The 20145-nt window shown below is 61.5% G+C and carries 20 protein-coding genes and 1 pseudogene; 8 read left to right on the plus strand and 13 right to left on the minus strand.

The window, feature by feature from the left end; all coding sequences use genetic code 11:
- Positions 1-21: 21 nt before the first annotated feature.
- The 3 genes from V6K60_RS08860 to V6K60_RS08870 all read right to left on the minus strand — a co-directional run bounded on the left by V6K60_RS08860 (position 22) and on the right by V6K60_RS08870 (position 3965).
- Complete coding sequence (locus V6K60_RS08860) at positions 22-693, minus strand: hypothetical protein (protein WP_332450160.1); 672 nt, start codon at positions 691-693, stop codon at positions 22-24.
- Between the two features lie 857 nt (positions 694-1550).
- Positions 1551-2621: a hypothetical protein gene (locus V6K60_RS08865; RefSeq protein ID WP_332450161.1), complete on the minus strand. Its 1071-nt coding sequence runs from the start codon at positions 2619-2621 to the stop codon at positions 1551-1553.
- A 195-nt stretch (positions 2622-2816) separates the two neighbouring features.
- The gene (locus V6K60_RS08870; protein ID WP_332450162.1) at positions 2817-3965 is read right to left on the minus strand and encodes a hypothetical protein; all 1149 of its coding nucleotides are present in this window, start codon (positions 3963-3965) and stop codon (positions 2817-2819) included.
- A gap of 519 nt (positions 3966-4484) precedes the next feature.
- Here V6K60_RS08870 and V6K60_RS08875 point away from each other — a divergent pair.
- Together V6K60_RS08875 and V6K60_RS08880 are read left to right on the plus strand one after the other, a co-directional pair.
- Positions 4485-4922 carry a hypothetical protein gene (locus V6K60_RS08875; protein ID WP_332450163.1) on the plus strand — a complete coding sequence of 146 codons (438 nt, stop codon included), beginning with the start codon at positions 4485-4487 and terminating at the stop codon, positions 4920-4922.
- A 40-nt stretch (positions 4923-4962) separates the two neighbouring features.
- Complete coding sequence (locus tag V6K60_RS08880; RefSeq protein ID WP_332450164.1) at positions 4963-5697, plus strand: winged helix-turn-helix transcriptional regulator; 735 nt, start codon at positions 4963-4965, stop codon at positions 5695-5697.
- Between the two features lie 100 nt (positions 5698-5797).
- Here V6K60_RS08880 and V6K60_RS08885 read toward each other — a convergent pair whose 3' ends face one another.
- Positions 5798-6487 (minus strand): hypothetical protein, encoded by a 690-nt coding sequence (locus V6K60_RS08885; protein ID WP_332450165.1) that lies wholly within the window; start codon positions 6485-6487, stop codon positions 5798-5800.
- A 291-nt stretch (positions 6488-6778) separates the two neighbouring features.
- On the opposite strand from V6K60_RS08885, the gene V6K60_RS08890 reads away from it, so the two are divergent.
- Positions 6779-7378, plus strand: a complete 600-nt coding sequence (locus V6K60_RS08890) for a Yip1 family protein (protein WP_332450166.1) — start codon at positions 6779-6781, stop codon at positions 7376-7378.
- 134 nt (positions 7379-7512) lie between these two features.
- Here V6K60_RS08890 and V6K60_RS08895 read toward each other — a convergent pair whose 3' ends face one another.
- A complete protein-coding gene (locus tag V6K60_RS08895; protein WP_332450167.1) occupies positions 7513-8178 on the minus strand; it encodes a cytochrome c biogenesis CcdA family protein in 666 nt (221 codons plus the stop codon).
- Positions 8179-8333: 155 nt separating this feature from the next.
- Between V6K60_RS08895 and V6K60_RS08900 the strand changes: the two are divergent.
- Positions 8334-9224, plus strand: a pseudogene (locus V6K60_RS08900) (Na/Pi cotransporter family protein); the annotation flags it as partial.
- Positions 9225-9947: 723 nt separating this feature from the next.
- On the opposite strand, the gene V6K60_RS08905 reads toward V6K60_RS08900, so the two are convergent.
- Positions 9948-11048, minus strand: a complete 1101-nt coding sequence (locus V6K60_RS08905; protein ID WP_332450168.1) for an ATP-NAD kinase family protein — start codon at positions 11046-11048, stop codon at positions 9948-9950.
- Between the two features lie 10 nt (positions 11049-11058).
- Entirely contained in the window at positions 11059-12417 is a 1359-nt protein-coding gene (locus tag V6K60_RS08910; protein WP_332450169.1) for a TrpB-like pyridoxal phosphate-dependent enzyme, read from the minus strand.
- A 165-nt stretch (positions 12418-12582) separates the two neighbouring features.
- Between V6K60_RS08910 and V6K60_RS08915 the strand changes: the two genes are divergently transcribed.
- On the plus strand, positions 12583-13164 hold the full coding sequence (locus V6K60_RS08915) for a metal-dependent hydrolase (protein ID WP_332450170.1): 582 nt from the start codon (positions 12583-12585) through the stop codon (positions 13162-13164).
- Between the two features lie 7 nt (positions 13165-13171).
- Here V6K60_RS08915 and V6K60_RS08920 read toward each other — a convergent pair whose 3' ends face one another.
- Positions 13172-14014, minus strand: a complete 843-nt coding sequence (locus V6K60_RS08920; RefSeq protein WP_332450171.1) for a class I SAM-dependent methyltransferase — start codon at positions 14012-14014, stop codon at positions 13172-13174.
- Positions 14015-14140: 126 nt separating this feature from the next.
- Between V6K60_RS08920 and V6K60_RS08925 the strand changes: the two genes are divergently transcribed.
- Genes V6K60_RS08925 through V6K60_RS08935 form a run of 3 tightly spaced genes read left to right on the plus strand, consistent with a single transcriptional unit; the run spans position 14141 to position 15557 of the window.
- A complete protein-coding gene (locus tag V6K60_RS08925; RefSeq protein ID WP_332450207.1) occupies positions 14141-14599 on the plus strand; it encodes a spore germination protein GerW family protein in 459 nt (152 codons plus the stop codon).
- A gap of 21 nt (positions 14600-14620) precedes the next feature.
- On the plus strand, positions 14621-15298 hold the full coding sequence (locus V6K60_RS08930) for a DUF2953 domain-containing protein (RefSeq protein WP_332450172.1): 678 nt from the start codon (positions 14621-14623) through the stop codon (positions 15296-15298).
- Positions 15291-15557, plus strand: coding sequence for a hypothetical protein (locus V6K60_RS08935; RefSeq protein WP_332450173.1), 267 nt, complete (start codon positions 15291-15293; stop codon positions 15555-15557). The genes V6K60_RS08930 and V6K60_RS08935 overlap by 8 nt, the downstream gene beginning before the upstream one ends.
- Before the next feature lie 5 nt (positions 15558-15562).
- Here V6K60_RS08935 and V6K60_RS08940 read toward each other — a convergent pair whose 3' ends face one another.
- The 5 genes from V6K60_RS08940 to radC form a co-directional block, all read right to left on the minus strand.
- Positions 15563-16708: an ABC transporter permease gene (locus tag V6K60_RS08940; protein WP_332450174.1), complete on the minus strand. Its 1146-nt coding sequence runs from the start codon at positions 16706-16708 to the stop codon at positions 15563-15565.
- A complete protein-coding gene (locus V6K60_RS08945; protein WP_332450175.1) occupies positions 16695-17375 on the minus strand; it encodes an ABC transporter ATP-binding protein in 681 nt (226 codons plus the stop codon). Before V6K60_RS08945 ends, V6K60_RS08940 begins: the two co-directional genes overlap by 14 nt.
- A 5-nt stretch (positions 17376-17380) precedes the next feature.
- Positions 17381-18517 carry a COG1361 S-layer family protein gene (locus tag V6K60_RS08950; RefSeq protein WP_332450176.1) on the minus strand — a complete coding sequence of 379 codons (1137 nt, stop codon included), beginning with the start codon at positions 18515-18517 and terminating at the stop codon, positions 17381-17383.
- Position 18518: 1 nt separating this feature from the next.
- A complete protein-coding gene (locus V6K60_RS08955; protein WP_332450177.1) occupies positions 18519-19175 on the minus strand; it encodes a Yip1 family protein in 657 nt (218 codons plus the stop codon).
- 134 nt (positions 19176-19309) lie between these two features.
- Positions 19310-19987 carry a RadC family protein gene (gene radC / locus V6K60_RS08960; protein WP_332450178.1) on the minus strand — a complete coding sequence of 226 codons (678 nt, stop codon included), beginning with the start codon at positions 19985-19987 and terminating at the stop codon, positions 19310-19312.
- Positions 19988-20145: the final 158 nt, after the last annotated feature.

The raw sequence follows: 20145 nt of genomic DNA on the forward strand, positions 1-20145 counted from the left end.
CTCTCCGCATGAGATCATCCATCATAATGGCATGAGACCCCCGGGAATGACGTAGTAGTCGGCCGGCACCGGAACGAATCCCGATGCTGTGCTCGGGGCGGCCGTATCCACCGTCGCCGTCCAGATATTCTCTTTTATCAGGTATTTCATGCCCCCGCCTCCCTGGTACCTGAGATCGAACGAGATCGATCCGGCGTTCTCTGGTGGAACAAAACCGTCGAGGAAGACGGCCGTGGTGTAGGTCCCGCCCGATCTTCGGCTGAACTCGTCGACGCTCACGTTCTCGGGCGTCGCAAGCACAGGGACGAGCAGCCGGGGTTCTTCCTTTGTCTCGAACTCGCCGGACGGTATGGAAATATCCTGCGCGTAGCCTTCCGTCGTCGTGAACGCGAGCATCTTCCCGTACTGCGTCTCCCGGATCCCCGCCCGCCACCCGGCGGGCTGGCGAACGAACGTCTCGAAGATCACCAGCTCACCCTCCGCGTTCGCCGGAACCGGGATCATGACCGTGGCGGTGCCGTTCACGGCAAGACCGGAGAGACCGGTGATCTCGATCATGTAGGAGTCGTTCGGCATGGTCGTCTCGACGAACCCGACTGCAAGGAAGAGCAGGAGGACCACCACGGCGAGGATGGTAACCGCTATGAGCAGGTTCAGCAGGGTTTTCCGGGTATTGGTGCGTCGTTCGTCCATCTTCTCACCGCACCCGGCCCGGGGTGGGCCCCGTCTTCCGGGATATATGAGAACTCAACGTTCCCCTATAAACGATTTCTGTCACGATCGTCTACACGTCGAGACGCTCTGATCCATTTTGCTCCCGGAACCATGTCGAAACCGACCGGAAATTCATGCTGCGTGGGTAGATAGAGAGCCCATGCGACAGAGAAGGATCCGATGCCGGGTGTCACTCCTAATGATAGGAAATCCTTTCCAGGCGACGTCCTCTTGACGTAGCACATGATGAGTCTGGAGATGTGCTGAACCGGACCGTCAGGGTGTCGTCGCTGATGGTCAGGACCACCTCGCCGCCTTCGGCAATGGATCCGATGAAGGAACGAATGTCCGTACTCCGGACCTTGGGATCGAGGTGCGGCTCCTGCAGGTTTGCCGTTTAAGATTATCCTGCGAGATGCACAGTCAGTGGCTCCCCGCAAAGCAGGTAGTCCCGGATAGTCAGTGTATCGTAGACCACGAGATCGTGGCGCCGGATCGACGGCGGGATCCCGGGGGTAGTCTGTGATCCCTGCCTGGGTGTCCCTCTTCTCTGTCTGTGAAAAGGGTCGATGTGGACCAAGGCTCTCTCCTGCACGATCCCGGCACCGGTGGTCTCCGTGCCGGCCCGAAGGTCACGAAGCCCGCCACCAGAACCGTAGCCGCGGCCACCAGGAGCAGGGCCGGGAACAGGGGGTTGTTGCTCATTTCAGCACACCACATGCGATTCGCTCAAAGAGGAGAGGATCAAGCCCCTTCCGCCCGTTCCGGGAATGATCGCCCGAGAATGATCGCCGGCACCTGTATTCACCACCAGGAGGGAGGTTTCATATGGAGGGTCACCGGGGCTCCTCCGGGTAGTTATGCCGGTTCACCAGGAGGGCATACCCGCCATCTTCAGTCTGAATGATCGAGACGGCATTGCCGATCAGTTCGAATGTGGCATTCAGTTCCGTATTCCACTCCTGTATCCCATCAGCGTTGAGTTTGGTGAGGTAAGGGATGCCTGCCTGGCCGGGGAGGATCAGGAACCGGGGTGCGGAATGGTATGTTATAGCGCCGTATACATATTCTCCGTCAGCCGTTTTGATGATCGGTGTCGACGCATTGAGCGTTCTTTCCTCGATCATACTCCCGGCCCGATCGAACACAACCTCCTCCAGCGCCACGTTGTTGTAGATGACGGCGCACCCGCCTGCCGGCGCCTCGCTCATGAAGGCGACGGTGTTGTACTGCGACGGGCTACCGAGCGTCGCATCCCGGATCAGATCACCCGAGGAGTCCAGCCTGAGCAGCCACACATCGGAGCCGTCCCGATCCGGGAGATAGGTCGTGCCGCCCACCAGATACTCGCCATCAGATGTCTGGATGATGGTCTTTGCGCCGTCCTGGTCGTCGGTTCCGTAGGTCTTGCGCCACTCCTCCGTCAGGTTTCGATCCCATTTAAGCACAAGGAGATCTTCGCCGTCGGTCCCGGCAGCGACAAATCCACCGTCGGCGGTCCCGACGACTGACCGCAGGGTGCTATCGGTCTCGGCGTCGTTCTCCAGGATCTTCCCCGCCGGATCGAGGAGCAGGACCCCGGACTCACCCACTGCGACGATGGTGCCCCCGGTCGCCTCGGAAACGGAAGAGATCGGGGCTCCCCTGCCGGTGACGTTCCAGACGATGGGGCCGTTGCCATCGAGTTTGAAGACCCCATAGGACTGGTCCCCGCGCCAGGGCAGGACCTCTCCGCCGACGATATACCCGCCGTCGGCGGTCTGGATGATGCTCGATGCGCTATCGTCGCCTCCGGTATCGATGACCGTCTGCCACTGCTCCGTCCCTCCGGCATCGACCTTGAAGACCATGATGTCGCGGCCTACCCCATACTCCGGCACAAGGCATCCCGCTGCGAATACTGACATCAGAAGAAAGATCCCCACCAGGACGCCAAGTCCTTGATGTACAGTCGGTGTCATATTCATCTCTTGACTGTTTTTAGTGTACCTCACATTTTACCCTCCGTGTTCGAAGGCAGAACGCTGAAATTCTTTTTGTCCTCCAGTATGGCCCCATGGCCTGTAAAAAAGGATAGGGGGAACAAGAGACATCTAACCCGATCAATCGGTCACGTATTTTACCAACCCCAGAGTGTCCTTCGCTGTTGAGAGCAGACACGCTTCTGTAGCCGATCTTAGATTCTGGTTAGAATCAAAGTTATCGGGAGAATAGAAGATCGTCCAGTAAACAGTGTCTTCGTAGTTCTTTGAGAATCCTGCTAGTAACCGGGTCGTCAGATCGGGTGAGTAGACAGCATGGTACTCCCAATTGTTCGCGACGACATTTTTGAACTGATATCCAGCCATCCAATTGTTCCCTACATAGTCCTCATATGCAAAGTGGACCCACGGGAAAGCTGCCTGCTCGACCTCATTACCAGTGTGCAGGGGATTGCCAACATCGGTCATGAAGTGACTTGACCAACCGAGGTCACGCATTCCACCTTCCCAGTCGTATTGATCGATTTTATCCTTTGCACTCCCAGAGAACTCTCCACATCTGAGGGGTGCCCAACCAGTTCCCAAGGTGGGATTAAAGTAGTGATCCCAAGAGTGACAAACAGTGTTGATAAAATCATCAAATTCTTCATATCCAGATGGTGGGACTATCGATGGCCAAGTATCGGGATCGTCTGCAGCAACACTTGCTTCATTCGCTAAAGCATCAGAATATCCCCATTTTTTAACAGATAGATAGATTATATCTGAGTGTTGACCTCCATGCCATTGCGGAGAAATCTCCTTGTTATATAGATCAAGCTGGACCTCGGTAATCGCTGTCGAGACCTTTTCGAGCGTTAGGTTTTCATTTTCTGTTAATTTGGTGTACCGTGTCCCTGGGGTAAAGGACATATGAATAGTATTACCCCCTTTTTCAAGCATTACTGGATATTTGTTCCAGACCTCTTGAAGAAACGTAATCATTCGGTCTTTTTCGTCCTCAGGAACATTGAGTTTACTTACCCATTCCAGGATGATTTGCTGTTCGAGCTCACCGGCTGCCAGCAGGATCCAGTACGGTGTTGAGTTCTTAATTTCATCATCAACCTGCATAAGTTCGATGTTGGACGGTACTTCTTTCTCCAGTCTCTCCACGGATTGTGGTCGGAGAACTGGCACATCTTCAGCAACCACAGGGGTAATTGCCGTACAAACCAGTAGCAATGTTAGAAGCACAGGAAGTGCTCGTATTCCGGCTTTTCCATTCATTTGCTTTCCTCCGATAGTGTCCCGGAGGCAAGTGAGGCATACTTTCAAGTACAACAAGGCACTTACACTCTCTTTGCCTCCGGGCGCGCGGGACATTCACCCGGACGTTTGGCAAACTGGCTGGGTGAACCTCCGCACTGGTGCAGGCGCCGCCTGCGGCACCTACAGTTGAGAACTCAACGTTCCTCTATAAACGATTTCTGTCGAACCTCTCTACACGTTGAGGCTGTTCGATCTATTTTGCTCCTGAAAATATCCCACAACGACCGGGGACTCACACTGCGCCGACCGATAATAAACTCCCGCGGCAATGAAAAAAATCGATATCGGATATCGTATCTCCATCACAGATGCCCATTTTACGGGAGGGGCCGGCACTAATGCTCACCCTGCACGACAGGCTCTCTTCGCTATTGCTCGACACCGACTCCCGGGCGGCCGTCTGCCTCCCACCGGAGAACGTGTAGAGAGGATCGACAGAAAACTTAAGAGAGGTCGTTATAGAAGTTTTCCCGTGGTATGATGACATACAACCGCATCTTTGCACTGATGCTTGCACTGGTCCTGATTGTGCCGCCGGCTTTTGCCGGCGGCAACGAATGTACTGTGAACACCACTCTAGAAGAGGATACACCCCTAAGCGACACTGGGATATGTGCCTTTTACTCCATACAGCAGGGAGAGACACACTATCACAGCGCATACGTACCTCCCGGGAGCTCAACGTTGTTTGTGAACCTGAATTGGTTTGTCCCCCAGCAGTCGTTGACGCTGAAGATCGTCTCGCCAAGCGGGAGCACCTACGCCTACTACCACGACACCGATCTGGATGGTAATAAAGACGCAAAAATCCGCACATGGATCCCTTCGCCGGAGGCCGGGACGTGGCGGTTCCAGGTCTATGGAGAAACAGTACGAGGCACACAGGATTATACATTCGAGGGCACGGCAGGATGAATCACATCATTTTTATATCACCGGGTGCCTGAATCTCTTAATGTCAAACAAACTCTCTCTCGCAAGGGCCGCGCTGCTCTTAGCCCTCCTGTTCGCAATCATCCCGGGGAGCGCCTCCGGCGCCGGTCTCGGCGGGGGAGAGTTTCCCGAACTGGCACCCGACGATCCGGCCCCGGAATACATCTGGAACATACCACTGAAACTGGTTCTGCTTGACTTCGTCTTCATGACCGCTCCCGCACTCCTCCTCTCGGTGCAGATCCTTATAGCGGCAGGGGCATGGTCCTGGCTCGGGCACAGAAGGATCTCCCGAAAGAATGTCCTCGAACACGATACCCGCCGTGCAACGTACCTCTGCATCCGGGAGAACCCCGGGATCAACCGTGCTTCCCTCTCCCGCAGGCTGGGGGTTAACGTTGGAACGCTCCGATACCACCTTGCAACCCTTTGTGAGACGAGGAAGATACGATCAGAACACGCTCACGGACTTCTACGATATTATACGAATGGCAGAGCGGCCGGTGAGGAAGAGGACTACCTCATCAGTGGGGCACGGAAGCAGATTCTCGATACCCTCGCACAGGACCCGGGTATGACCCGAACAGAACTCGCATCCGCGCTCGGTATCGCCGGTTCATCGGTGACCTGGCATATTGCGCTGCTCATCCGAGAAGAGGCCGTACGGAGCGAGAAGGACGGGAGGAGAGTACGCTATTTTCCCAGGCAAGATGCTCTCCGATATCCAATAGATAGAGGCGTTGACGCAACCGGCTAGGTCTTCATTACCCCGGGCGGGGTGAATGATCCGGAGACGTTTTACCGGAGATGGTGAATGAGTCCCGGCTTTGCCGACTCTGGACGCTGACTGACCTGAACTACCTATAGACCACAGACTCGGCCGCCGCGATATCCTGCCGCGTGAATATAATCATGCAGTCAGGGAGTTCTGCCCCGGACGCCGGAGGCTCCGTGTCCCGGTGTGGGGTGAGCGTGATGGTGTACCAGGATGCATCCGGGCCGAACGTCACCTTTTTGACCGGCCGAAACACCCCGCCCGAGACCTCATAGAGCCTCCCCCGGGTCTCGTCGTATTGGTCCCCGTAGGCGTTCGGGCTCACAAGAAGCGTCATACCCTGCTCCCGGAAGGGGATGTTCTCAAGAGCGATAGCGTCGACCTCTTCGAGGAGGGCGAGAGGGTGGACCCCCTGCACAGTATGATTGAACTCCTGCGATTTGGCGGATACGGTTCCGCCAGGTCCCACGTACGCCTCGTACGCGTGCTGCTCGCCATCCCCCACCCCGTAGAAGATGAGCCACATCATCCGGACCACACCGTCTCCGGCGAGATCGACCTCCAGCTGCCGCAGTACCGCCGACTCGTTCTCGACACCGGTCTCCCTAACAGTGATCTCCCAGAGGTCTAGAGCAGCCGGGTCGTACGCCGGGGACTCGATATGGGTGATGTTCTCGATGCGGGTAACGTCCGGGTTCTCCGGCAGGACGAAGAAGTGCATGCAGGCATAGATGAGCGTTATTCCCACGATAACGGCGAGGATCGGTTTCATAATCGAAGTTCCCGGCCGGGTGAGATGCACGGCCTGAACCAGTAATGGAGTTGCCTACCCTTGAAATTTTTGAAATTGCGCTGTGTTCCTGAATTTCCTTCGCCGTCGCGTACACGAGGTTCATGCGGATGGACGTCCGGTGACCTCCGCGTCGAGGAAGCGGGCGTGCATCCCGTTCGCCTCGTAACATCGAGGAGAAAAAGATCGAAACCCCAACGTGTAGACGATTTAGACAGAGAACATTAATAGGAGGTGGTCGATTTCTTCTTCAGCGACACTGGAACCGGACAGATGAGCGCTGTCATCCTGGGAGAGGAGAACATGTCAACAGAAATATCATCGAAGACCGCCTTCCCCGGCCCTCGACGGGTCTTCAAGCAACTCAACGAAAGACCGCTGCGCGATGATCTCGTGCTCTACTTCGTGATCGTCGCAGTCGCATCGGTCCTGTTCATGGCACTATCCCTCCTTACGGGAGAGGGGGTGGAGAACGGCGGAATGCACCGGATCGGGCTTGTCGCAGCAGGCACCCTTGTCACCCTCGTCCAGGGCCTGATAACCGGGGCCGTCGCCCTCCTCGCCGTCAGCCTCGTCGAGCACTTCTTCCTGCTCTTCGTCGACGTCCACCGGGAGTTTGAGCAGACGATGAAATCGGTGGTCTATGCCCTCTCGCCGCTCATCCTCTTCTCCTGGGCGGTCCTCCTGGAGGTCCCGTTTGCCGGCCTGATCCTCCTCGCCTGGTTCTGCCTCTCGACCTACTTCGGCGTAGTGATGTTTCACGAGAAGTCGAAGGACCGCGCCGTCTTCGTCGCTCTGGCGACGGGTGCGGTCCTCGCGTACTATCTCCACCGCTGGCTCCTCGATCCCGTGCTGGTCCTGCTCTCCGCCTGACTCCAGCCGGCTGCATCGCACGTGCCGGTGCCGCAGTCCTCCGGGGTCGGCCTGTTCGCGACCGTGCTCCTCGCCCCGGCATCCTGCTCCTCATACTCGCCTGTCAGTGCAGCCGACAGGCCCGATGAACTGAATTAGAAGAACGCCAGGTAGAGGAAGTAAACCCCGATCAGGACGATCGCGACGCCCACGATCCGGTCGAAGACCTCACCGCTCACCCTCGCCTTCTCCTTGACCTTCTTGCCGACCGCACCCCCGACCGAACTGATCACGATGAGGGGGATCGCGAGCCCAACGGCATACACGAAGATCGTGAAGAGGCCCTCGAGGGCCGTCTGGTAGAGCGCGATGTAGGTCAGGACGACGAGGAGCATCGGTGCCCCGCGCCCCACGGTGATCGCCCCGAACGAGAGGCCGAGGAGGAACGCCCCCGAGACCGAGTAGGAGATGGGGGCCCGGAAGCGGTTGAAGATGCTCCGTATCGGCGGCTTGTAGACATGGAGGAGCTGCAGCCCCATCAGGATCATCAGCACCCCGCCGATCCCCCACGCGATCGTCTCGTCGAGGAAGAGGAGGTACTCCCCAATGTACCCCGCGACCGCCCCGAGCGGCAGGAGGACGAGGATGGTCCCGAGCGAGAACGCCATGGTCAGTTTGAGGATGCCGGCGAGCGAGAGATCCGTCTTCCCGCTCGTCAGGTAGCCGATCAGGCCCAGGCACAGGACGCTGTTGCAGGGGCAGATCCCGGCGATGAGGCCGAAGACGAAGATGCCGAGGACCGAGGGGTCGAAGGCTGCCATCGAGAGAAGGTGGGGCTGCAACAGGAATATACTTGTGGTTTCGGAACCCCTGCCGAGACGGTTTGGGGAGGAACGCGCCATAGATCCGGGAGAATCTACGAAGATACATTTAGAGAGGTATTTCAGAGCGAAGGCCCCATAATCACTGAACTGCAATGGTCCCGTGGGAGCTCGTATTCGCCATCATTCCTGGCCTGATCCTCTTCTTCTACGGCATCGAGAACTTCTCCCGCGAGATCCTCGCGGTCGCAAAGGGCAGCTTCGCCTCGATCCTCGGCAGGGTGACGGAGCGGCCGATCCTCGCCGCACTCCTCGGCGCCGTCGTCACCGCCCTCGTCCAGTCGAGCGCGGCGACAACGATCATCACCGTCAACCTCGTCAACACCGGGACGCTCTCGTTCATCCAGAGCCTCGGGATCATCATCGGCTCGAACGTCGGGACGACCGTCACCGCCCAGCTCGTCGCCTTCAAGATGACGGCGTTCGGGCAGGTGCTGATCCCGGTCGGGTTCCTCATCGGGATTGCCGGCGGGCGCTACCGGTTCCTCGGAAAACCCCTCTTCTACTTCGGTCTCGTCTTCTTCAGTTTAAACCTCATCTCGACAGCGCTCATACCGTTCCAGAACGACCCCGAGCTCATCGGGCTTGTCACGGAGTACTCCGCGCTCCCGCTCGCCATCCTAATCGGGTTTCTTGTGACGGCCACGGTGCAGTCGAGCGCCGTAACCACCGGGCTTGCCGTCATCCTCGCCCAGCAGGGGCTGCTCACCCTCCCACAGGCGATCCCGCTCCTGCTCGGCGCAAACATCGGTTCGACCACGACGACCCTGATCGCCTCGGCACGGATGAACCTCCACTCCCGGAGGGCGGCGGTAGCTCACTTCCTCTTCAACCTCGGGGGCGTGCTCCTGATCCTCCCCTTCCTCGCCCTGTTCACCGATTTCGTGGTCTCGATCGGCGGGACCGAGGCGCAGATGGTGGCAAACGCCCACCTTGCCTTCAACCTGATCACGGCAGCGGTCTTCCTCCTCTTCATCGGGCGGTTCGGGCAGGTCGTCGAACGGCTGGTGCCCGGGAACGAACCCGAGATCCTGATGCGGACGCGCCATCTCGAGGACGGCATCCCCGAGGAGACGTATCTCGGGTTCGAACAGATCAAGAGCGAGCTCAAACATGCCCACGAGGTCACGCTCGACCTCTTCCGGGCGGCAATGACCTACCTTGCCACGGCAAAGGAGGCGGACTACCAGATGGTCGAGCGGCTCAAGAGCCTGAACAGTCACCTTGACCGAAGGATCGAGCAGGCCCTCCGGACGATCTCGGCACGGTCGCTCTCGGACCAGGAGGCGACCGAGGTGGTCTCCCTGGTGAGGATGTCGAACGAGATCGGACGGCTCGGTTATCTCGGGGGAGATCTCGGGAACTTCTTCCGGAGAACGGCCCGGGACGGGGCCGAGACCCGGGCCGTTCTCGCGCAGGAGATACAGGGCGTCTACCGGATCCTCGACGATAACATCGTCGGGCTCGGCCTCCTCTTCCCCGAGATCCAGGAGACGACCGTCGCGGAACTCCGTGCCCGCGACATCATACTCCAGCGTGCCATCAACGAGCACTACCGCAAGCAGCTCGTCAACCTCAAGAGGGAGGGCAACCTCGGAGACAGCCGTTACCTTGAGGTCCTCTCCATCATCGAGGCGGCGAACGCCAAGGTGCGGGACCTCAGGAAGCTCGCCGAGCAGTATTCCGTACAGAAGGCAGCTGAGGCGGTCTCACTCCGGGTGGAGGACCCGCTTCCTCTGCGCCGTCCGGTAGCCGGAGACAACCAGTATCGAGCCCCCGACCTCCCGGTCGAGCGCCGCGTCCCCGGAATCGACGTACAGGAGGGGCGTCCCGGCGAGTTTAGCGGGCGTGGCGACCACGATCAGGTTCGATAGCCCCGCTCTCCGGAGGACGGCCGGGCTGATCTGCTGGTTCCCCCGCCCGAGGACGAACCCCTGGGCGCCGATGGGGCTCACGACAATCTTCGCCCGCGGGTGTTCTTCAAGAAGCGCGAGCAGCGTCTTCTCATCGGCGTTCGAGGCGACGACCTCCCCGTTCACGACGGCATCGACCCCGAGCAGCGTCGGGGCAAGACCGAGCCGCTCCATGATCCGGGCCGTCGTGCTCCCGGCGCCGATGATAGAGAGGGTCTCAGGCAGCATGATCTCGGTGATGAACGCGGCGATATCATCCTTCGCCCGCTCCTCATCCTGCTCCTCGATGACCTGCTTTCCCCCTTGCGTCCGCTCGGGGATGAAAGGAACGCGGGCATACCCGTAGAGCCGGGTGGAAAGCCGGCCCGAGCGGTAGGCCTCCTCGTCGACGTCCATCACCTCGGAGTCGCGGCAGGGGATCCTCCCGGCCTGCCGGGCGAGGTCGGCCGCCGCCGCCGGGTTGACCGCGAAGACCGCCGAGTACATCTTCACCCCGGCGGGGATGCCGAGGATGGGGACCGACTGGCCGACGAGATCGAGGACGTCACGGGCCGTTCCGTCGCCGCCGCAGAAGACGACCAGGTCGACCCTGGCATCGAGGAACGCCCGGCACGCGGCCCTTGTGTCGGCGGCAGTGGTCGGACTGCCGGGCCGGTAGAGAACGGTGAACCGGTCGATCCCGGCACGCTCGAGGACGTCCTCGCCCATCGATCCCGCACAGGTACACCATACAACATCCTCGCCCCGGAGGAGGGAGAGAGTCCGGGCTGCCCGGTCATGGGCGTGCGGGACCGCGCCCCGGCGGATCGCCTCCTCCACCTCGCCGTCCGTCCCCGCAAGCCCCACGGCGCCGCCCATCCCGGCGACCGGGTTGACCAGGAGACCGATAGTCGTCACGCCGCCGGTCTCACCCCGTCACCGGCAGCCGGGTGAGCGACTCTTTGATCAGCTCCGCCGGGTACTCGTAGTCGGCGAGCGAGCCCGCGAAGTAGGATTCGTAAGAGGAGAAGTCGAAGTTGCCGTGCCCCGAGTTGTTGAAGAGGATCACCTTCTCTTCGCCGGTCTTGCGGCACCGGAGGGCCTCGTCGATCGCGGCCTTCACCGCGTGGGCTGCCTCGGGTGCGACGATGATCCCCTCCGTCCGGGCAAACGTCACGGCGGCTTCAAAGACCTCGTTCTGGTGGTAGGCGACGGGCCGGACCACCCCATCGTGGGCGAGGCGGGAGACGAGCGGGGACATTCCGTGATAGCGGAGGCCTCCGGCGTGGATCGCTGGCGGGACGAAGTCGTGGCCGAGGGTGAACATCCGCAGCATCGGGGTCAGCCCCGCGACGTCCCCGAAGTCGTAGGCGTAGAGCCCCTTCGTCAGGGTCGGGCAGGCGAACGGCTCCACCGCGACAATATCGGTCTCGGGGTGCTTCCCGGTCATCTTATCACCGGCGAAGGGGAAGGAGAGCCCGGCAAAGTTGGTGCCGCCGCCGACACAGCCGATGACGACATCGGGGTAGGCTTCCACCATCGCGAGCTGCTCCCGCGCCTCCTGGCCGATGATCGTCTGGTGGAGGCAGACGTGGTTGAGGACGGAGCCGAGCGCGTAGTTGGTGTTGTCGTGGCTTGCCGCATCCTCGACCGCCTCGGATATGGCGATGCCGAGGGAGCCCGGCGTATCCGGGGAGTGGGCGAGCACCGCCTGCCCCGCCCGGGTTTTTGGCGACGGGCTCGGGATGCACTCGGCGCCGTAGACCTGCATCATGCTTTTGCGGTAGGGCTTCTGCTCGTAGGAGGACCGAACCATGTAGACGGTGCACTCCATATCGAAGAGGCTCGTTGCAAACGCAAGCGACGACCCCCACTGCCCCGCCCCGGTCTCGGTCGCGAGCCGCTCGATCCCCGCCTCGCGGTTGTAGTAGGCCTGGGGGATGGCGGAGTTCGGCTTATGGGAGCCCGGCGGGCTCACGCCCTCCCACTTGTAGTAGATCTTTGCCGGGGTCTTCAGGGCCGCTTCGAGCCTTCTTGCCCGGTAGAGGGGGCTCGGTCTCCAGAGGGTGAGGATGTCGCGGACCTCGTCGGGGATATCGATGTAGCGCTCCGTCGTCATCTCCTGCCGGATCAGTTCCATCGGGAAGATATGGCGGAGGTCGTCCGCGACCGCCGGTTTCCCGGTCGCCGGATGGAGGGGGGGATCCATGGGCTTCGGGAGATCCGCCTGGATGTTGTACCACCGTTTCGGCATCTCTCCCTCGTCAAGGAGGATCTTCGTCTGCATACTCCAGAGTAGGATCTGAACAAATATATACATTGTGCATCGGTTGTGATCACCGGAGTTCTGGTTGGTACAGGGACCGGAGTGCCGGCCCACTCCCCGACCGGGAGGGGACCCGTAGATGTCCCCGGGAAAAAGGGTATATGATCGCCCCGCCACCTGATAGCGATGTACCTCCTCGCCCACGCCATGGCCGGCATCCTCATAGGGATAGTGCTCGCGGCGATCGCCGGCGACCGAAGGGTTGTCGCGCTCGCCGCGCTCGGCGCCGTCCTCCCCGACCTGATCGACAAGCCTCTCGGGCACATCATCCTTGCCGGGACGGTCAACTACGGCAGGATCTACTTTCACGGCCTCACCATCCTCTTCCTGATCCTCATCGCCGGCCTCCTCCTCTACCACTACCGCCGCCGGATCGGCCTCCTCGCGCTCGCCGCCGGGATGGCGAGCCACCAGTTCCTCGACGGGATGTGGCGCCACCCCATCGAGTGGTTCTGGCCCTTCCTCGGGCCGCTCCCGCGCTACGACTACTCAGAAGGTTTCCTCTGGGACGCCATCCTGCGGGAACTCACCCAGCCGAGCGAATGGCTCTTCTTCATCCTGATCGCCGGGTTGTTCGCCTTCCTCTACCGGCGGGAACTCGAGGAGGTTGTGAGCCGTCTCACGAGACCTTCCACCCTCAGGATGCTCGTCGTGGCCCTCGGTCTCGCCGTCGTCACTGTGCTGATCGTGGTCGGGCTGCTTCAGTGATAGTATCCTATTTTTGCCACCGGATAGCAGCGTAGGTCGAGGATCCGGCGAGGGCAAGCCCCTCACCCTTTCGGACGAGATGCTCGCGGAGGTAGTCCTGGAGGACCGCCCGTTGCCGCGGGGTCGTTACGCTCATCCGCGGTGCGAAGTGCTCGACTGCATCCTCGATGCTCGAAAAAGAGGTCGCGTCCTCGATCGGGCGCATCAGGACGTTTGCGTAGATGCCCATGCCGTAGAGGACGTTGAAGAGGCAGTCGGCCTTCGGCCTCGGATGATACGGTGCCCCGTGCAGGTCTTCCCAGAGCGCGACATAAAGCCGTTCCCAGAGTGGTTCGTCGGCAAACCAGTAGAGGTGGACCGACCCGGAGGCGGCCGCATCCATCGCGGCAAGGGCCGACCGGATATCCGGCATGACCAGGGAAAACGAGGCGACCACCCGGTCGTAGGGCGGGTCGAGGTCGCGCGAGGGGTCGATCTCTTCCCAGAGGCCCCGGAGAGTGGTGATACCGGCGGTCAACCCCTCCTGCTCTGCCGCCGCCCGGAGCTCGGCAAGCATCCCCCCGGCCGGATCGACCGCCGTCACCATGGCGCCGGCCCGGGCAAGCGGCAGGGCAAGGGTCCCGGGTCCCGACCCGATATCCAGCACCCGGTCGCCAGGAGCAATAGCAAGGTCACCGAGGATCTCCGCGACCCGGCGTGCGTGGCCGGGGCCCGACCGGGCAGAGTAGCGCCGTGCCTGCTCTCGTTCGCTCCAGAGCTCGGCCCCCTCCCGGAACTCCGGGGTCGACCGGTTCAGGGCGAGCCGGATCTTCCAGACCTCGTTCCAGTCCGGGACGAGATGATCCTCCATCTGCCTTTCGGTCGCCCTCCTGGCGTAAGTAACTACCCATACGTCCCCGGGGAGCGACCGGCGACCGGCACGGAACCCCAACAAATATATACGTGGCCTGATAGTGGAATACCTGTGGTGAAGAGTATGACTGGTGAATCGATGCTCCAGCTAACCGTCGATCAGCTTGCACGAACACTCTGCGCGAGTGCGGTTCTCGGTGCCCCGATCGAGGCCGGTGAGAGGACCATCATACCGGTCGCCGAGTTCGGGTTCGGATTCGGCGGCGGAGAAGGTACGGGAATGCGCATGGAAAACGTCCCGCACGGTGGGGCCGCGACCGGCGGTGGAGGCGGCATATCGGCCGTCGCCCTGATCATCATCACCCGGGGTGTCCCGGGCCCCGAGGGCATCCAGGTGGTCTCGCTGAAGAAGAAGAGCCAGCTTGCCGAGGTGATCTCGACGATCGGGGAGACGGTCGGCCCGCATGTCGACAAAGTGCTCGAGAAGGGCTCCGAGATGATGCAGCAGAGGAAGGGCGGTAAGATGCCCTGGGCCTCAGAGGAAGGAAAGGAGATCCCGGTCGGCGGTGAAGAAGAGGCGTAAGGCTCTCTTACCCTCAACCCTATGGCTGCGACTGTTCTTTTCTGGATCCTGCTCGCCGTCGCCGTCATCATTCTCGCTCTCCTGCTTGCCCTCTACCTGGTCCCGGTGACCGTCTCGACGGTAGCCGACTGCAGGCGGGAGAGCGCCCTGGCGACGGCAACCGTAGCCTGGGGTATCGTGGGGGGGAGGGTCCGGGTCGGAGACGGCGTGGGGGTGCTTGAGGTCCTCCTCGCCGGCCGGCCGGTCGTGACCCGGGACCTTGAGGAACTCGCGGCAGCAAAACCGCCGGAAGAGGAGAAGAAGGCAGAGGAACGGGGACCGGCGCTCTCGCCCCGCGACTACATCGATGCCGCGGGCGACCTCTGGCCCCACCTCAAGCGGGTCCTTGAGGCCGTCTACCGGTCCCTCTACCTCGAGACGCTCCGGGGCAACGTCACCCTCGGCCTCGACAGCCCCGCCGACACCGGCGTCATCTACGGCTACTGCACCGCCGTCCGCTACGCCCTCTGGCCGGTGGAGGCGATCGACTTTGTGATGACCCCGGTCTTCAACGAGAGGGTCTTTGCGGGCACCTTCATACTCAAGATGCAGATCCGCCGGCCGCTCCTGATCCTGGTCGCGGTCGCAAGGGCTCTCTGGCAGAAACCTGTCCGGGAGCGGCTCCGGCAGTTATCGGGAAGGGGTGCTCCGGGTGCGTGAGGAGGAGAACGGCGGTCCCGGCCTCGTCGTCGGCGGCGGCCAGAGGATCGACGACCGGTGCATCATCCCGATCGTCAGGGCGCTTGTGGTCTACGGCGGGGGGAGCGCCACGGTCAGCCTGACACCCGTTGCACTCCTCGTCACGGAAGGAGATAACGAGTACCTCGCCCTCCTCCCGGGCGCTCCCACAAAGGCCGGGGAGAAGATCGAGGGACTCAGGGCGGATATCGAGCGGGAAAAAGAGAAGTGTACGGGGTAGGGCCGTCACTCGTGGCGCAACGCCTGGATCGGGTTTAACTGCGCCGCCTTCCAGGCCGGGTAGAGGCCGGAGGCCACGCTCGTCAGGACGCCGAACGCCATCCCGAAGACGATGTAGAGGAGGCTCGTCGGGTTGAAGAGGTAGTCCGGGTTCCCGACGAAGACCGCCGTCACCGCATACCCGGCAAAGAAACTGAGCACCCCGCCGATGAGAGCGCCCGCAAGGCCGAGGATCAGCGCCTCGTAGATGAACATCCGCATCACCTCGCTCCGGCGGGTGCCGATGGACCGCAGGACGCCGATCTCCTTGATCCGCTCGGTCACCGACATCAGCATCACGTTCAGGATCGAGACTCCGGCGACGAGGAGCGATATCGCGCCGATGCCGGAGAGGAAGACCGTGATCGAATCGGCGGCCGCAAAGATGCTCTCGAGGATCCCCCGGGTGTCCATGACGTTGACGACATCCTCGCGCCGGTTCATCTTCTGCTCGATCGACTCCTTGACCGCATCGATGTCGTTGACGTCCCGGACCTTCACGATGACCTGATCATACCTGTCCTCGTCGTAGTGGCTCGAGTACCAGGAGTAGGGGACGACGATAGCGTAGTCGGGATTGATATCGAACCCCATCCCCCGCTCCTCGAGGACGCCCACCACCCGGAGGGTCTCGCCGCCGATCTTGGCCCGGGCGCCGAGTTTCAGGCCGTTCTCCCTGCTGTTCGCGGCAAGCTGGCTCCCGATCAGGCACCCGGTGCCGGTCTCCTTCGGGTAGGCCCCCGACTCCACCTCGAGGAGCGAGGGGATATCCCCTGCCGGGATCGCGTAGATCATCGCGCCGCTCTCTTTATCGCCCACGGATATCTTATCGGCGTTGGTCGAGAACGGTATCGCCACGTTCGAGCCGACAGCGCGGGTGATATCGTTCACCTGCCGCTCGGTGAGTTTCCCCCCGCCGACACCCGTCGCCGGGGAGACGATGATGGTGTCACCGACATCGGTGACCATGTCGCCGAACATGAGGCTGATGCTGTTGCCCATGATACCCAGGGACGCGATCGCGATGACGCCGATGACGATCCCGATGACCGCAAGGGACGACCGGAGCCAGTGGCGGCTGACGTTCCGGCGGGCGAGGTCAAAGAATGTCATCTACCACCCTCCCGTCGACGAGCCGGATCGTCCGGTCGGCGTAGTCGGTCATCCGGGGGTCATGGGTGACCATGACGACGGTCTTGCCCTCCTCGCGGTTCATCCGGTCGAGGAGGTCCATGATCGCGGTCCCGGTCTTCGAGTCCAGGTTCCCGGTCGGCTCGTCGCAGAGGAGGAAGTCGGGGTCGTTCACGAGCGCCCGGGCGATCGCCACGCGCTGCTGCTGCCCGCCGGAGAGTTCGCCCGGCTTGTGGGTGAGGTGCGTATCGGCGATCCCGACCGCCCGGAGGACGTCCTCTGCCCGCTTGCGGGACCCGTTCTGTCGCCCCTTCAGGATCAGGGGATACTCGACGTTCTCAACGATCGAGAGGAGCGGGATGAGATTGAACTGCTGGAAGACGAATCCGATGTGGTCGCGCCGCATGAGGGTCAATTCGTCGTCGTCCATCCTGCTGATCTTCTTGCCGGCGATGGTGACCTCTCCTGAGGTCGGGACGTCGAGTGAGCCCATGATGTTCAAGAGCGTCGACTTTCCCGACCCCGACGGCCCCATGACCAGGACGAACTCGCCTTGCTCAATGGCGATATCGACCCCGGCGAGCGCTACGACGTCGCCTGCGGGAAGGGGGTAGACCTTCGTGACCGCATCGAAACTGATGACCGGCATCGTCGTTACGTCCGTCTCCAGGAGTAGTAGATGGCCCCGGCTATCCCGAGCGCGAGAACTACGGCGACGATCACGCCGACGATCGGTATGCCGCCGTCCTGTTCTTCGATGGGCATCGCCGCACCGCCGACCTCGACCATCCTCGTCGCCGTGTAGCGGTTACCGTTGTCGTCACGATACTCGATGACGACCGGGACCTCCGTCACGCCGGCATCTGCCTTAAACGTCACCTCAAACGAGGAGACGTCGTCAGAGTCGAGGGTTCCGATGACGTAGACCCGAAAGGGGTCGGTGGGCGTTGCAGGTGCACCGGGGGTGACCAGCACCGACCGCGCGGACTCAAGGCCCACGTTCATGACGTCGCCCACGATCCGGTATCGCCCGGCCTCGGGTATGACCTCGATGTTGGTGATGACGGGGTCCGCCTGCCGTTTGTCCTCGCCGAAGGTGATCGGGAGAACGAGGTCGGAGGTGTGGGTGTTGATGCCGTTATGCCAGACCACCTGGAAAGTGACGTCCGTCTCCGCGGTGGGGGTCAGGTTGAAGGTGACGGTCCCGGACCCGTCGGTCGGGAGAGCACCGATGAACGCACCGGTCGGGGTCGCGGTAAAGCCCGATCCCTGCGGGATCACCTGGACGCCGGAGGCGGCGTTCGGGCGGGGGTTGCCGACCCGGACGGTGATATCGGCCGTCCGTCCCTCGGAGAAGGCGTCCGGCTTCCCGATCACCGATGCGCTGAGCGGGGTATCCTCGACCCGGACGGGGATCGGGTAGCGGAGGCTGCCGGCGCCGTCGCGGAAGTCAAGAACGAACGTAGGGTAGAAGGTTCCTTCCCCGCCGTCCGCACGGACGGTGAAGGTGAACGTCCGGTTGATGCCGGCACCGATCTCCCCGACCGAGGGGTAGGGTTCGCTCAGCGGCACGACCCCGCTGCCGTAGAGCCGGGCGCTCCTGACGGCGACGGGCGTGGCGCCGTGGTTCGCGATCGAGACCGTGAGCGTCCCGGTGTCGCCCTTCATCAGGACCGGCGGGTCGAGCGAGAACGAGGTCACGGTGACGTCCGCGGGACCGGCGCTGGCCGGGCCGGCGAGCGCTACAACAGCGCAGAGGAGTGCCAGGATAACAAGGTTACGTGGCCTCATGTTACAGCCATCCCGCGATTGTGATGAGCATATAGAGGATATAGAGGCCCACGGGTATCCCGACGGTGAGCACCGCGTCCCGCGTAGAGAGGTTCCGCGCGTGTTTCATGCCGAAGATCCATATGTTGGCGCTCCAGACGATGAAGAGGATGCTCACGATCGCGGCGATCTGGGCGAGGGGACTGGTCGTGAGGATGGTCACCAGGTTCTCCGAGAACTCCACCATCTGCTCGGGGCTGGTCATGGGCGGAACCTGCAGGCCCGAGAGGAGCCGGTAGGAGAAGTATGTCCCGATGATGCCCCCGAAGACCTGGGGGATGAGCCCGTAACCCGTGAACTCCAGCGTCCGTTTGAGGCTGCCCTGGCCCTTGAAGATCATCGAGACGATGTAGAAGACAAAGCCGTAGATGATCCACGCGAGGAACCCGCCGACGAAGGCAACGGCGGCGGATATGGCCATCATGAGCACCCCGAGGCCCTGCATCTCCGCAGGAAGCATGGCCATGGTGAGATCCATCATCGGTATGGTCGAGACCGCACCGATGAGCCCGATGACGAGCGCGATCAGAGCTGGTATCTTCAGGCTCGGCTCGCCCTGCATACGCGCTTCAAAGAAGCGTCCGGGGTCGAGCAGCACCCGGAGAAATCCAGTTTTCATGTGTGTACCCGTGTACTTCTGCCGTATGAGAAGAGATAAACTTTTTTGGGAGGCTTCTCGAATGCGTTCGGCTATCTTCAAAAACTCGAAGGTCTCTGGATTGACTGGTGGAAAACGGGGATGCCGACCTCCGGTCAGAGGTGCCCGATCTCTTTTAAGCTCACGTACCCCTTCTTCGTGACGATGATGTGATCGAGCACCCGGATGCCGAGGATCGATCCGGCCTCGACGAGTTGCCGGGTGATGCCGATATCCTGAGTGGAGGGTTCCAGGGTGCCCGAGGGGTGGTTGTGGACCAGGATGACCGAGGCAGCGCGGTCGGTGATCGCCTCGGCAAAGACCTCCCGGGGGTGGACGAGGCTCTGGTTCAGGATCCCGACGGTGATAGTCCGGCGCTCGATCACCTCGCCGGCGCCGTTGAGGGTGATACAGAAGAAGTACTCCTGCTTCTTATCCCGCCATGCTGCAACAAGCGGGAGCACGTCCCCCGGACAGGTGATCCGGCATCCCGGGACGTCGTTATCCCCGAGATATCGTCGCCCGATCTCGAAGCACGCCATGATCTCGCAGGCTTTTGCCGAACCGACTCCACCGATCTCAAGGAGCGCGTCGTATGACGGGCTGTCTTTATTCTTCTTAACCTTATCCAGGTAGGCTTTGACCTCGCCCGCGACCTGCGAGACATCCCGCCCTTTCGTGCCCCGGCCGAGGAGGAGGGCGATCAGTTCGGTATCGGTGAGCGCCTCCGGTCCTCGTGTCGCCAGTTTCTCGCGCGGGCGATCGCGGTTCGGGATATCACGCATCTTCTTCATGCTCAGCCGGCCCGGTCGGGGTACCTATCCTCGATTTAGATCCAGGGGCATGTATACATTGCCAATTTAACCCACGGATCTGAGGGGTGCATTGGACGGCGAGGCCATTCTCCCGGGTGTTCTACCGAAACCCTTTTGTCCGGGGACTGCTATCTCTC

The sequence above is a fragment of the Methanoculleus sp. genome, from assembly GCF_036677455.1.
In the GTDB taxonomy this organism is placed as follows: Archaea; Halobacteriota; Methanomicrobia; order Methanomicrobiales; family Methanoculleaceae; genus Methanoculleus.

What these genes read in the sequence shown, in the direction of transcription:
- V6K60_RS08915 (WP_332450170.1), top strand. Translation starts at nt 12,583, where the DNA reads ATGTACCTCCTCGCCCACGCCATGGCCGGCATCCTCATAGGGATAGTG.
- radC (WP_332450178.1), bottom strand. Translation starts at nt 19,987, where the DNA reads ATGAAGAAGATGCGTGATATCCCGAACCGCGATCGCCCGCGCGAGAAA.
- V6K60_RS08940 (WP_332450174.1), bottom strand. Translation starts at nt 16,708, where the DNA reads ATGACATTCTTTGACCTCGCCCGCCGGAACGTCAGCCGCCACTGGCTC.
- V6K60_RS08950 (WP_332450176.1), bottom strand. Translation starts at nt 18,517, where the DNA reads ATGAGGCCACGTAACCTTGTTATCCTGGCACTCCTCTGCGCTGTTGTA.
- V6K60_RS08880 (WP_332450164.1), top strand. Translation starts at nt 4,963, where the DNA reads ATGTCAAACAAACTCTCTCTCGCAAGGGCCGCGCTGCTCTTAGCCCTC.
- V6K60_RS08870 (WP_332450162.1), bottom strand. Translation starts at nt 3,965, where the DNA reads ATGAATGGAAAAGCCGGAATACGAGCACTTCCTGTGCTTCTAACATTG.
- V6K60_RS08890 (WP_332450166.1), top strand. Translation starts at nt 6,779, where the DNA reads ATGAGCGCTGTCATCCTGGGAGAGGAGAACATGTCAACAGAAATATCA.
- V6K60_RS08955 (WP_332450177.1), bottom strand. Translation starts at nt 19,175, where the DNA reads ATGAAAACTGGATTTCTCCGGGTGCTGCTCGACCCCGGACGCTTCTTT.
- V6K60_RS08930 (WP_332450172.1), top strand. Translation starts at nt 14,621, where the DNA reads ATGGCTGCGACTGTTCTTTTCTGGATCCTGCTCGCCGTCGCCGTCATC.
- V6K60_RS08920 (WP_332450171.1), bottom strand. Translation starts at nt 14,014, where the DNA reads ATGGAGGATCATCTCGTCCCGGACTGGAACGAGGTCTGGAAGATCCGG.
- V6K60_RS08860 (WP_332450160.1), bottom strand. Translation starts at nt 693, where the DNA reads ATGGACGAACGACGCACCAATACCCGGAAAACCCTGCTGAACCTGCTC.
- V6K60_RS08925 (WP_332450207.1), top strand. Translation starts at nt 14,141, where the DNA reads ATGACTGGTGAATCGATGCTCCAGCTAACCGTCGATCAGCTTGCACGA.
- V6K60_RS08875 (WP_332450163.1), top strand. Translation starts at nt 4,485, where the DNA reads ATGATGACATACAACCGCATCTTTGCACTGATGCTTGCACTGGTCCTG.
- V6K60_RS08945 (WP_332450175.1), bottom strand. Translation starts at nt 17,375, where the DNA reads ATGCCGGTCATCAGTTTCGATGCGGTCACGAAGGTCTACCCCCTTCCC.
- V6K60_RS08910 (WP_332450169.1), bottom strand. Translation starts at nt 12,417, where the DNA reads ATGCAGACGAAGATCCTCCTTGACGAGGGAGAGATGCCGAAACGGTGG.
- V6K60_RS08895 (WP_332450167.1), bottom strand. Translation starts at nt 8,178, where the DNA reads ATGGCAGCCTTCGACCCCTCGGTCCTCGGCATCTTCGTCTTCGGCCTC.
- V6K60_RS08885 (WP_332450165.1), bottom strand. Translation starts at nt 6,487, where the DNA reads ATGAAACCGATCCTCGCCGTTATCGTGGGAATAACGCTCATCTATGCC.
- V6K60_RS08865 (WP_332450161.1), bottom strand. Translation starts at nt 2,621, where the DNA reads ATGTCAGTATTCGCAGCGGGATGCCTTGTGCCGGAGTATGGGGTAGGC.